Below are 12,277 nucleotides of genomic sequence, written 5' to 3' on the forward strand. Positions count from 1 at the left end.
AAGGGCTTTCGATGGAAAACAACCGGAACTTCTTCATCACCATCGCGCTGTCGGTGCTGATCCTGGCGGTGTGGCAATATTTTTATGTGCTGCCGCGCAGCGAGCAGCAGCGCGAGGCGGCCCGCATCGAGCAGCAGCGCGTCGAAGAGCAGAAGAAGGCCGCCGATGCCGCCAATCCCGGCGCCGATACCGGAACGCCCGTCGCACCTGGCGCCATTCCCAACGCACCCGGCACCGACGCCGTGACGCCGGCCGGCCGCGAACAGGCGCTGGAGACCAGCAAGCGCGTCAAGATCGACACACCGAGCCTCGAGGGCTCGATCAACCTCACCGGTGCCCGTCTCGACGACCTCAAGCTCAAGCACTACACCGAGACGGTCGACAAGAATTCGCCCGAGATCAGCCTGCTCAACCCGGCGGCACTGCCCAATGGCTATTATGCCGAGATCGGCTTTGTCGGCAACGACAAGACCGGCGCGGTGCCCGGTCCCGAGACGGTGTGGACCGTCGATGGCAATGCGACGCTGACCGCGACAACGCCGGTCACGCTGACCTATTCGAACGACAAGGGCCTGACCTTCAAGCGCACCTTTTCCGTCGACACCAACTACATGTTCACGGTTTCCGACACGATCCAGAATTCGGGCGCGGCTGCCGTCTCCTTGTCCAATTACGGCCGTGTCACCCGTTTCGACAAGCCGGCCGTCGCCAGCACCTACGTGCTTCATGAAGGCCTGATCGGCTTCACCGGCACGGAAGGCCTGCAGGAACACAAATACGCGTCGATCGAGAAGGACAAGCAGGCGACGCCCGGCAAGTCGACCGACGGCTGGCTCGGCATCACCGACAAATACTGGGCGGTGACGCTGGTGCCGAGCGAGAAGCAGCCGTTCCAGCCGCGCTTTGCTTATTTCGAGGACGGCCGCCATCGCTACCAATCCGACTTCCTGACCGACCCGATCACCGTCGATGCGGGTCAGTCGGCGACGCTGGAGAGCGAAATCTTCGCCGGCGCCAAGGAGGTCGGCAAGATCAACGCCTACGCGGAAGACCGCCACATCAAGCGGTTCGACCTCTTGATCGACTGGGGCTGGTTCCACTTCATCACCAAGCCGATGTTCTGGCTGATCGACACGCTCTACAAATTCTTCGGCAATTTCGGCCTGGCGATCCTCGCCACCACCGTCATCGTCAAGGCCATTTTCTTCCCGCTCGCCAACAAGTCCTACGCGTCGATGGCGAACATGAAGAAGGTGCAGCCCAAGATGCTGGAGATCCGCGAGAAATACGCGGACGACAAGATGAAGCAGCAGCAGGCGATGATGGAGCTGTACAAGACCGAGAAGATCAATCCGCTGGCCGGCTGCTGGCCGGTGGCGTTGCAGATCCCGGTCTTCTTCTCGCTCTACAAGGTGCTCTACATCACCATCGAGATGCGCCATGCGCCGTTCTTCGGCTGGATCCAGGATCTGGCGGCACCGGATCCGACGTCGATCTTCAACCTGTTCGGCCTCGTTCCGCTCACTCTGCCGCACATGCTGATGATCGGCGTCTGGCCGCTGATCATGGGCGTTACCATGTTCCTGCAGATGCGCATGAACCCGACGCCGCCGGATCCGACGCAGGCCGCGATCTTCACCTGGATGCCGGTCATCTTCACCTTCATGATGGCGGGTTTCCCGGCCGGTCTGGTCATCTACTGGGCCTGGAACAACACGCTGTCGATCCTCCAGCAAGGCGTGATCATGAAGCGCCAGGGCGCCAAGATCGAACTGTGGGACAATCTGGTCGCACTGTTTCGAAAGAAACCGTCGCCGGCGGAATAGCAGACCTCTCTTTCAAAGAGCCCCGGCTGGTCCGGGGCTTTTTTTGTTCGGGCTGGGGTCGGCTCACGTTCCTGTGATCGGCGAAACTGAACGCGGTCTCGGGGCGGCCTCGACCGTTGCCAACGCATCACTCCATGACGGCGCTGTGGTCGACCTTGGCCGGCGTCACCGGCTTGCGCAGCAATAGAACCAGCGGAACGGCGGCAAGCGACAGGATCATCATCAGCTTGAAGTCGTTCATGTAGCTGATGATCGTCGCCTGCAACGTCACCACGCCGTCGAGCGCGGCACGGCCGGCGGCACTGTAAGGGTTCATCGCCTGGAAGATCGCCGGGTTGCTGAACGCCTGGTTGTAGGGCGTCACGTAGGTGGCGATGTTGGCGTGGTTGACCTGCACGTTCTGCGTCAACAGCGCGGTGACGACCGATATGCCGACGCTGGAGCCGATGTTTCGCGACAGATTGTACAGTCCGGTGCCTTCCGCGCGCCGCTCCGGCGCCAGCGTGGCGAAGGTGATGGTGGTCAGCGGAACGAACAGGAAGCCGAGCCCCGCACCCTGGATGAAGCCGGTGCTGATGATCGTCCATTGCGAGACATCAGGGGTCCAGCCTGTCATGTCGTACATCGCCCAGGCGGTGATCAGCAGGCCGGTCAGGAGAAGCCAGCGCGTATCCACCTTGCCGATCAGCCTGCCGACGAGGAACATGCAAGCCATGGTGCCAAGGCCGCGCGGCCCCATGACGATGCCGGCCGTCACCACCGGATAGCCCATCAGCGTCTGCAGATAGGGCGTCATCAGGGCCAGCGAGGCGAGATAGGTGATGCCGACGATGAAAATGAAGACCATGCCGACGGCGAAATTCCGGTCAAGGAAGAGCCTTGGGTTCACGAACGAGTTGCGGGCGGTGAAGGTGTGGACGAGGAAGATGTAGAAGGCCGACGCGCAGATCAGCGCCTCGACGATGATCTCGGATGACGAGAACCAGTTGAGCTGCTCGCCGCGATCGAGAAACATCTGCAGCGATGCGATGGTGAGGCTGAGCATGCCGAATCCCAGCCAGTCCAGCCTTGCCTTGAGGTCGGTCTTGGTTTCCTGGACGAACATCGACACGCCGGCGAAAGCCAGCATGCCGATCGGGACGTTGATGTAGAACACCCAGCGCCAGCTGACATTTTCGGTCAGCCAGCCGCCGATGACCGGCCCGAGCACCGGCCCGACCATGATGGAAACGCCGAACAGCGCCATGGCCGAGCCGCGCTCTTCCACGCTGTAGATGTCGAGCAGGATGCTCTGCGACAGTGGCACCAAAGCCGCACCGAACAGACCTTGCAGCAGGCGGAAGCCGACGATCTGCGGCAGCGATTGCGCGAAGCCGCAAAGCACCGAAGCGACGACGAAGCCGGTGATGGCGGTCAGCAGGACGCGTTTGCGGCCGAAACGATTGGCAAGGTAACCCGAGGGCGGCGTCATGACGGCCGCGGCGACGATGTAGGACGTCAGCACCCAGTTGATCTGGTCGGCGCTCGCCGAAACGCTGCCCTGGATATAGGGAAGCGCCACGTTGGCGATGGTCGTATCCAGCGCCTGCATGATGGTGGCCAGGATCACGCAAGCGGTGATGGCGCCGCGATTGGCGATCACCGATGTGCCACCTGTCGCGGACGCGCCGGTCATGACTTCTGCTCGAACCGGTTGATGAGATCCGTGACGAAGTCCGGCAGGCCGCGCGCATGGCCGGTATCGATGCCGACCTCGACGCTCATCCCGCCGCGCAGCGGCGGCTCGCCCTGCGGATCGTCGACCGTCACGCGCATCGGGATGCGCTGCACGACCTTGACCCAGTTGCCGGTGGTGTTCTGCGCCGGAAGCAGCGAGAAGCTCGACGACGAGGCCGGGCTGATGGAGGCGACCGTGCCATGCCAGACGCTACCTGGATAGCTGTCGACGCTGATCGTCGCCGTCTGCCCTGGCCGCACATAGGTCAGTTCGGTTTCCTTCGGCTCCGCCGCGATCCAAAGGTCGGTCGCCGACACCAGGCTGAACGCCGGCTGCGACGCCGGCAGATACTTGCCGACTTGAAGCATATCCACATTGGTGACGATGCCGTCGAACGGCGCCTTGACGACGGCATCGTCGAGGTTGCGCTGGGCGTCGTCCACGGCCGACTGGGCCTGCAGGTAGAAGGGGTTCTTCTCGACCGGCTGGTTGGCGTCGCCACCCAGCTGGGCAAGCGTCGCCTGTGCCTGCGCCTTGGCGACGGACACTTTCTGGCGGGCGGCATCGAGGTCGTGCTGAGCGCTGTCGAAAGTCGCCTTGGAGGCAGTGGAGGTCTCGAGCAGATCCTGCTGGCGTTTGAAAGCGGCCTCAAAATAGGGAATATCGGCCTGCGCCTGCTCGATCTGCGCCAGCGACTGCTGGTAACTTGCCTGCAAGGTCAGCACCTGGTTGCGCACCGTCCCGAGCTGGGCCTGGGCCGCGGCGAGAGCGGTATCGAAGGAGGCCGGCCTCAAGCGGAAAAGCACGTCGCCCTTCTTCACCGCCTCGTTCTCGTGCACGTCGATCTCGGAGACGGTGCCGGAGACGTCGGTGGAAACCCCGAGCGACTGCGCCTGGATGTAGGCATTGTCCGATGTCATGACCTGGCCGCCGACGACATAGGAATAGCCGCCGACAACCAGCGCGACCGGAAGCAGGGCGAAGAGGATCGGCCGTGTCAGGCTGCGCCTGGGCTTGACCGGCGCCGGGGGTGCAACGGCAACCGCGGCTTGCGGCTGCGGCTCCTTGGAGGGAGCCTCCAGCGCCGCCGGCGCGAGGGCAACCGGTGCTTCCAGTTCGTCACCGGCGATGACGGTGTTGGCTCGCCTCTGTTCGCGTTCGCTATCCAGCCGGATGATCTGGTCGCTCTTCCGATCCGAAGCTTCGTCCTTGGCGGGCTGTTTGGGTGAGGTTGAATCAGCCATGTACTTTCTCCCGGTCGACGGCTGGCTGGGCGCAAGCCTCGAGCAGATTGGATTTGATTAGGGATAGGGTTTGCAGCAGATGCCGCTGGGCATCCGCGGAAAGGCCGACAATGGCCTCGTCACGCGTTTTCTGGCCGTTGCTGCGCATGATTTCGAGCAACGGATGGGCTTGCGGCGTCAGGTAAAGCAGCCATGCCCGGCGATCGGCAGGATTGGGCCGGCGCTCGATGAAGCCGCGCGCCTCCATCTTGTCGAGCAGCCGGGCGGGCGTGATCGGCATGATCTCGATCAGGTCGGCCAGTCTGTTCTGGTGGATGCCTTCGTGCAGGGACAGATAGGCCAGCACTTGCCACTGGGCGCGGGTCAGCCCCGACGCCCGCGAACGCTGCTCGAACCGCTTTCGAAGCAGACGCGCGACATCGTGCAGCACGAAGCTGATGTTGGGTGACGATGGCATGGGAGGGGCTGGATTTCTGGGTGCGACTTTTAGTGAGCATGCTTATTATCATCATGCACATAATCCCGCTGGACGCGGTGCACAAGACGCACTAAGTCCGCTCGGAAAAAATGTCGCACGCGCTGCGGCGCAACAGAAAGGTCCCGCGACAGGCAGTTGCCGGACGAGGATATGACGATGAATTGGCTCAAGATCGCGACCGTGGCGGCCCTCGCAGGATGGCCTGGCATTGCGCTCGCAAAGGAGGCGGTCAGCTGCGGCGGCGCCGCCATGCTGGGTGGGGCGCAATTGAACTGCAGCCACGTCGAACCCCAGGCGCCGCCTCAGTTTTGCACGTATAGCTGGGCTCTGCACACGCCGGCCGGCGATCAGAAAATCGCCGAAGGCACCTTCATGCTGCCGCCCGGGGCTTCGAACGTCACCGTCTACCAGGGCAGCGGTTTCGACAGCGCTCTCTCCGATCCGATCGTGATCTGCCGCGGCAGCAAATGAGCAACGCCGCCACGCAAGGCTAGCTCGTCAGCCGATTGGTGCTATAGGGCGGATCACGCTATTTTGAACCGGCGCATGCGAACTTCGCTGTGCCTGGCGGCCAATTGATCGACGGACCTCGACATGGACGGACCCAACCCTGACATCAAGCATCCGATCCCGATGCACACCCGCGTCGGCTTCCTCAAGGGACTGGTGAGCGCGCCGAACATCGAGATCGGCGATTTCACCTATTATGACGATCCGGACGGGCCGGACAAATTCGCCGAGAAATGCGTGCTGCATCATTATCCGTTCATTGGCGACAAGCTCATCATCGGCAGGTTCTGCGCCATCGCCGAGGGCGCGCGCTTCATCATGAACGGCGCCAATCACGCCATGTCCGGTTTTTCGACCTATCCGTTCAATATTTTCGGCCATGGCTGGGAAAAGGGTTTTGACCCGGCGACCTGGTCGAAGGAAGTGCGCGGCGACACCGTGCTCGGCAACGATGTCTGGATCGGCATGGACGCGGTGATCCTGCCCGGCGTGACGATCGGCGATGGCGCCATCATTGCCGCGAAATCGGTGGTGACGCACGACGTGCCGCCCTATGCGATTGTCGCCGGCAACGCGGCCAAAATGGTGAAGTTGCGTTTCGACAACCGGACGATCAGGCGGCTGCTGGCGGTGGCGTGGTGGGACTGGCCGGTGGACAAGATCAGCCGCAACCTCGATGCTATCAGGGGTGCCGATATTTCTCTTCTGGAGGCAGCAGCTTGAACGCTCTGAACAACACCGTGATCGGCACCGAACTGTTTACGCGTGGGTGGATATTCATCCGCGGCGTGCCGGCAATGAAGTTCCTTCCGCCGGAAGGGCCGCCGGAAATCGCCTTTGCCGGCCGCTCGAATGTCGGCAAGTCGTCGCTGATCAACGCGCTGGTCAATCAGAAGGGGCTGGCGCGCACCTCCAACACGCCTGGGCGCACGCAGGAGCTCAACTATTTCGTGCCGGATGGATTTTCCGGCGAGGGCGCCGACCTGCCGCCCTTGGCGCTGGTCGACATGCCGGGCTATGGCTACGCCACCGCGCCTAAGGAGAAGGTCGACGAGTGGACCAAGCTGGTCTTCGACTATCTCAAGGGCCGCGTCACGCTGAAGCGGGTCTATGTGCTGATCGACGCCCGCCACGGCATCAAGGCCAAGGACGACGAAGTGCTGTCGCTGCTCGACAAGGCGGCGGTGTCCTACCAGATCGTGCTGACCAAGACCGACAAGATCAAGGCTGCCGGCGTGCCGCGGCTGATCGAGGAGACGCTGGCAAAGATCAAGAAGCGGCCGGCGGCATTTCCGTTCGTCCTGGCCACGTCTTCGGAAAAGGCCGAGGGCCTTGAGGAATTGCAGGCCGCGATCGTGTTGGCCGCCAATGGTGGCTAGAGCATGATCCCGAAAAGTGGAATCCGGTTTTCGGAAAAGATCATGCTCAACAGACAAGCAATTCGAGGAAAAGTGTGTAACGGTTTTCCCGGGAAAAGCGCATAGCGCTTTCCCTTGGGAATTGCGTAAAAACAAATACCTAGGGCTTAGCCTCGATTGCAATCGTCTGGTGGCTTTCTTCCGCAGCAAGGCTTTCGGTGCCGTAGGTCTTCAGGAACATGCCGACGCCGGACCTGACGATGTGGTCGATTTCTTCCTGGCTCGGGGCTTTGGTGCGGTAGGCGAAGATGCACTGCCTGAAAAGACCGGCCAGGCACAGTTCGGTGAACTGATAGGCGGCAAGATCGACATCCTCGATCCGCAGCAAGCCGCGCTCGATGGCGGCATCGAGAAAGGCCGCGACCTTGTCATGACCGCGTTTGGGGCCGCGTTCGTAAAAACGCGCGCCAAGCTCGGGAATCCGGTCGGATGCGCCGATCACCGTGCGCTGCGCCTGGATAACCTTGGCCGAGGTGATCTTGAGGGCAAGAACCTTGCCGAACTTCACCAGCGTCTCGCGCAGGTCGTCGGCGTTATCAAGCACGTCATACATGTTCTTGAAGATCGTGCCGCGCTCTTCCTCGATCAGCGCTTCAAACAGCTCTTCCTTGTTGGCGAAGTAGACATAGATGGTGCCTTTGGAGACACCGGCCTCGCGTGTGATGTCATTCATGGAGGCGGCCTCGAAGCCCTTGTCGATGAACACACGACGGGCGCCCTCGATGATCTGGCTGCGCTTGACCGGATCCTGACCCGCTGCCGGGCGCCCACGACGCAGGCTCTCCGGCAAATCGCACAGGTCCGTGTCAACTTTGGGTAAGGCTTCGGCCATAAAAGTCACACCTCGAAAATAATTCGAACCAACCGGTTCGATTGCCCTTGATATGGTCCTGTTTCCGCGCTATGTCAACGGTCGGATCGAACCGAACGGTTCAGTATTATAGCTTTATTTTAGAGAGATGTCATGTCCTCGAACGCGCCAACCACCGCCGAAGTCCGTCCTTTCCCCAATGCCAAGGTCGCCCCGGCGACGGAAGCACCCGAAGTGCCTTTCCAGCCTGCCGTCAACACGCCGGTGGAAGCACCAGCCAAGAAGAAGCGCTCGGTGCGCTCCTTGCTGCTGCCGATCATCGGCGTCGCCTTGCTGAGCGCCGGCGCCTGGTACGGTTACAATTACTGGACCACGGGCCGCTTCATGATTTCGACGGACGACGCTTATGTCCAGGCCGACATGGCGTTCATCTCACCCAAGATTTCCGGCTATGTCGATCAGGTCAAGGTGAGCGAGAACCAGCAGGTCAAGGCTGGCGACCCGCTGCTCGTCGTCGATGACGGCGACTACAAGATCGCCGTCGCCCAGGCTGAGGCGCAGATCGCCACCTTGAGCAAGACGCTCGACCGTATCGACGCCCAGACGCAAGCGGCGCGCGCCTCGCTTCAGCAGGCGCAGGCACAGAAAGTCGCTGACCAGGCCGCAGCCGACAATGCGGCGAAGGTCGCGGCGCGCGCCTCGCAACTGCTCAAGACGCATGTCGGCACGCAGGCACAGCTGGACGATGCCCAGACTGCGGTCCAGCAGGCCAATGCCGCCCTTGTCGGTGCCGACGCGCAGATCGCCGCGGCACAGGCCAATATCGGTGTGCTGCAGGCGCAGCGCGCCGAATCGGCAAGCACGCTGGCATCGCTGCAGCTCGGCCACGACAAGGCCGTGCGCGATCTTTCCTTCACCGTGCTCAAGGCGCCTTATGACGGCGTCGTCGGCAACCGCTCGGTCGAGCAGGGCGATCTCGTCAGCCCCGGCCAGAAGCTCGCCGTCATCGTGCCGATGGACAAGCTCTACATCGTCGCCAACTTCAAGGAGACGCAGCTTGCCCGGCTGGTTCCCGGCGAGAAGGTCAAGATCGCGGTCGACGCGACCGACGGCCAGGATTTCGAGGGAACCGTCTCGTCGCTGGCGCCGGCTTCGGGTGCAGTGTTCTCGCTGCTGCCGCCCGAAAACGCTACCGGCAATTTCACCAAGGTCGTGCAGCGCGTCCCGGTCCGCATCGATGTGCCGGCCGACGTGCTGAAGAGCGGCAGGCTGCGCGCCGGCCTGAGTGTCGTCGTCGCCGTCGACAGCCGTACCGCGCCCTCGGCCTCGAACTGAGCGGCCGCCGGGGAGCAATGCCATGGCTACCGCAACCCTGACAGCAGGAGCGCCGCCGGCGAGGCCGGCTGTGCCTGACACCATCTCGACGCGGCGCGTCATCGCCTTCCTGGCGATGGTGTTCGGCATGTTCATGGCCATCCTGGACATCCAGATCGTCTCGGCTTCGCTGGCCGAGATCCAGGCCGGCCTGAGTGCCAGTTCCGACGAGATTCCGTGGGTGCAGACCGCCTATCTGATCGCCGAGGTGGTGATGATCCCGCTGTCGGGTTTCCTCAGCCGGATGCTGTCGACACGCGTGCTGTTCACGATCTCGGCGGCTGGCTTCACCGCGGCCAGCGCGCTGGCCGCGACCGCGACCAACATCGACCAGATGATCGTCTACCGTGCCGTCCAGGGCTTCATCGGCGGTGGCATGATCCCGAGCGTCTTTGCCGCTGCCTTCACCATTTTCCCGCCATCGCGCCGCGCCGTGGTCTCGCCGATGATCGGCCTGGTGGCGACGCTGGCGCCGACCATCGGCCCGACCGTCGGCGGCTATATCAGCCATGCCATGTCCTGGCATTGGCTGTTCCTCATCAATGTCGTGCCCGGCATCCTGGTGACGACGGCGGCCTGGTCGCTGATCGACTTCGACAAGCCCAATCTCAAGCTGTTCAGCAAGTTCGACTGGTGGGGCCTCGCCGGCATGGCAGCGTTCCTGGGCTGCATGGAGTATGTGCTCGAGGAAGGCCCCAACAATGACTGGCTGCAGGATCAGGGCGTGTTCATCTGCGCCGTTGTCATGACCGTGGGCGGCGTGCTGTTCTTCTGGCGTGTGTTCACCGCCGAGGAGCCGATCGTCGACCTGAAGGCGTTCAGCAACGTCAACTTTGCCTTCGGCTCGCTGTTCTCCTTCGTCATCGGCATCGGCCTCTACGGCCTGACCTATCTCTATCCGGTGTTCCTCGGGCGCATCCGCGGCTACGATTCGATGATGATCGGCGAGGCGCTGTTCGTCAGCGGCCTGGCCATGTTCGTCACCGCCCCGATCTCGGGCATCCTGTCGAGCAAGATGGACCCGCGCCTGATGATGATGATCGGCTTCTTTGGCTTCGCCACCGGAACCTGGTGGATGACGCATCTGACCGCCGACTGGGATTTTTATGAGCTGCTCATCCCGCAGATCCTGCGCGGCTGTTCGATGATGCTGTGCATGGTACCGATCAACAACCTGGCGCTCGGCACCTTGCCGCCCGACCGGTTGAAGAATGCGTCCGGTCTGTTCAATCTCACCCGCAACCTCGGTGGCGCCGTCGGCCTGGCCGTCATCAACACCGTGCTGATCGACCGCAACGCGTTCCACTACGCAAGGCTCTCCGAGCACGTGCAGTGGGGCAGTGCCGCCGCGCAGCAAAAGCTGCAGAACATGACGCTCAATTTCGAGCAGACCGCCGGCCTCGACGCGACCAGCGCTGCGATCTCCAAGCTGTCGGGCATGGTGCAGCAGCAGGCCGCGCTGCTGTCCTTCATGGACGTGTTCTTTCTGCTGACGGTGCTGTTTGCGACGCTCGGGCTGTTCACCGTGCTGATCCGCAAGCCGGCAGCGGTCGGTGGCGGTGGTGGTGGCGGCCACTGATACCCAAACGTGGACAGCAGTTTCGGGAAGCTCCTCCAGTCCACGCCCGAAAGCTCTGACCGCGCAAAAAAACTCCGGGCCGCAAGCCCGGAGTTTTTTCGTATCCCGATTGGACCTAAACCGCCGTTACGAACCGGCTGCAATGGGGCCGGCTGCACGAATGATTAAAACATCTCGCGATACCTTATTTTAATGGAGACTTGGGTTCTTGCCGTCCTGCTGGTGGCGTGTGTGATCGGCTGTCCATTGTGGGTTCGCATTTGTTTGGCGAACTTGCGCCGATGGTCTGCGGCCGGTGTTGTCAGCCAACGCACCGGCAACGTTTCCCGAGATACCCAGCCCGTCCGGTTCTACTACATCCTTGCCATGATGGCGCTAGGCGCTGTGTTGCCACTTGTCGTAACAATCGCTTTGACCGTTCGACTCATCTTCGAGTAACTAGGCCAGCAATAGAGCGGTTCTGCGTGTCCGCGAACCGATGAACTATTCTAGGCCGTGGCGGGCTTAAAGGTCAGCGCCACGCCGTTGATGCAGTGCCGCAGGCCGGTCGGCGCCGGGCCGTCATCGAAGACGTGGCCGAGATGGCCGCCGCAACGGCGGCAATGTGCCTCGGTGCGGGTCATGCCGAGCGACCTGTCCACAGTCGTGCCGATGCCCTTGGGTATCTCCTGCCAGAAGCTCGGCCAGCCGGTGCCGGAATCGAATTTCGTCTCGGAAGAATAGACCGGCAGATCGCAGCCGGCACAGGCAAAGATGCCCTTGCGGTGTTCGTTGAGCAGCGGGCTGGTGCCGGGATATTCCGTGCCTTCCTTGCGCAGCACATCAAAAGCGGCCGGCGACAGGATGGCTTTCCACTCGGCGTCGGTCTTGGTGACCTCGAAGGTTTCGGCAGCCTGTGCGGGCTGCGGATTGCCCATGCGAAGCATTGTTGCGGCAGCCCCGACGATGCCGATGGCGGCGGCACCGCTCAAAAGAAAGTCGCGACGGTTCATGACCAGTTCCTCCTGTCGTCTCTTTTGCCAAACTATACCGCCCCGCGGAAATCAAAAGCCGGTGACGGTGGCCCCTCGAACGAACACTCCGCGCCGTTCCACATCTGAACGTGGGCGGCGCGGAGTGCGCGGGTCAATTGCGGGTCACGGGAGCGAGACCATGCAATCGGCAGAGAGCCCTTGCTGCAATTTCGTCGGCAGCAAGCCCTTTGTTACATCTTCGCCCCCCTCATATGAGGCTCGTTGTGTCAATAGTAGCGGCGGCGGCGAAATCACTTCGGACGCTGTCGGGATCGGCCTCGCGGCGAATTGCGGAACAAGTCCACAT

The 12,277-nt window shown here is 62.3% G+C and carries 11 protein-coding genes; 6 read left to right on the forward strand and 5 right to left on the reverse strand.

The window, feature by feature from the left end; all coding sequences use genetic code 11:
• Nucleotides 1-11: 11 nt before the first annotated feature.
• Nucleotides 12-1,826 (forward strand): membrane protein insertase YidC, encoded by a 1,815-nt coding sequence (gene yidC, locus ACFFNA_RS33145; protein WP_378924018.1) that lies wholly within the window; start codon nt 12-14, stop codon nt 1,824-1,826.
• Nucleotides 1,827-1,953: 127 nt separating this feature from the next.
• Here the strand turns inward: yidC and ACFFNA_RS33150 are convergent, their stop codons facing one another.
• From ACFFNA_RS33150 to ACFFNA_RS33160, 3 genes are read right to left on the reverse strand one after another with little or no spacing between them, the layout of a single operon-like run.
• Entirely contained in the window at nt 1,954-3,501 is a 1,548-nt protein-coding gene (locus tag ACFFNA_RS33150; RefSeq protein ID WP_378924020.1) for a DHA2 family efflux MFS transporter permease subunit, read from the reverse strand.
• Entirely contained in the window at nt 3,498-4,787 is a 1,290-nt protein-coding gene (locus ACFFNA_RS33155) for an HlyD family secretion protein (protein ID WP_378924022.1), read from the reverse strand. Before ACFFNA_RS33155 ends, ACFFNA_RS33150 begins: the two co-directional genes overlap by 4 nt.
• On the reverse strand, nt 4,780-5,244 hold the full coding sequence (locus tag ACFFNA_RS33160; protein ID WP_378924024.1) for a MarR family winged helix-turn-helix transcriptional regulator: 465 nt from the start codon (nt 5,242-5,244) through the stop codon (nt 4,780-4,782). The genes ACFFNA_RS33155 and ACFFNA_RS33160 overlap by 8 nt, the downstream gene beginning before the upstream one ends.
• A gap of 177 nt (nt 5,245-5,421) precedes the next feature.
• Between ACFFNA_RS33160 and ACFFNA_RS33165 the strand changes: the two genes are divergently transcribed.
• The 3 genes from ACFFNA_RS33165 to yihA all read left to right on the forward strand — a co-directional run bounded on the left by ACFFNA_RS33165 (nt 5,422) and on the right by yihA (nt 7,154).
• Nucleotides 5,422-5,736: a hypothetical protein gene (locus ACFFNA_RS33165; protein ID WP_378924026.1), complete on the forward strand. Its 315-nt coding sequence runs from the start codon at nt 5,422-5,424 to the stop codon at nt 5,734-5,736.
• Between the two features lie 123 nt (nt 5,737-5,859).
• Complete coding sequence (locus tag ACFFNA_RS33170) at nt 5,860-6,498, forward strand: CatB-related O-acetyltransferase (RefSeq protein ID WP_111545234.1); 639 nt, start codon at nt 5,860-5,862, stop codon at nt 6,496-6,498.
• The gene (yihA, locus tag ACFFNA_RS33175) at nt 6,495-7,154 is read left to right on the forward strand and encodes a ribosome biogenesis GTP-binding protein YihA/YsxC (RefSeq protein ID WP_111545233.1); all 660 of its coding nucleotides are present in this window, start codon (nt 6,495-6,497) and stop codon (nt 7,152-7,154) included. The genes ACFFNA_RS33170 and yihA overlap by 4 nt, the downstream gene beginning before the upstream one ends.
• A gap of 139 nt (nt 7,155-7,293) precedes the next feature.
• On the opposite strand, the gene ACFFNA_RS33180 is transcribed toward yihA, so the two are convergent.
• Nucleotides 7,294-8,025, reverse strand: coding sequence for a TetR/AcrR family transcriptional regulator (locus tag ACFFNA_RS33180; RefSeq protein ID WP_378924029.1), 732 nt, complete (start codon nt 8,023-8,025; stop codon nt 7,294-7,296).
• A gap of 132 nt (nt 8,026-8,157) precedes the next feature.
• On the opposite strand from ACFFNA_RS33180, the gene ACFFNA_RS33185 reads away from it, so the two are divergent.
• Nucleotides 8,158-9,339: an HlyD family secretion protein gene (locus tag ACFFNA_RS33185; protein WP_111545231.1), complete on the forward strand. Its 1,182-nt coding sequence runs from the start codon at nt 8,158-8,160 to the stop codon at nt 9,337-9,339.
• 22 nt (nt 9,340-9,361) lie between these two features.
• Nucleotides 9,362-10,957, forward strand: coding sequence for a DHA2 family efflux MFS transporter permease subunit (locus ACFFNA_RS33190; protein ID WP_111545230.1), 1,596 nt, complete (start codon nt 9,362-9,364; stop codon nt 10,955-10,957).
• A gap of 488 nt (nt 10,958-11,445) precedes the next feature.
• Here ACFFNA_RS33190 and msrB read toward each other — a convergent pair whose 3' ends face one another.
• Complete coding sequence (msrB, locus tag ACFFNA_RS33195) at nt 11,446-11,949, reverse strand: peptide-methionine (R)-S-oxide reductase MsrB (protein ID WP_378924032.1); 504 nt, start codon at nt 11,947-11,949, stop codon at nt 11,446-11,448.
• Between the last annotated feature and the right edge of the window lie 328 nt (nt 11,950-12,277).

This window comes from Mesorhizobium kowhaii, assembly GCF_042431665.1.
Taxonomy (GTDB): Bacteria; Pseudomonadota; Alphaproteobacteria; order Rhizobiales; family Rhizobiaceae; genus Mesorhizobium; species Mesorhizobium kowhaii.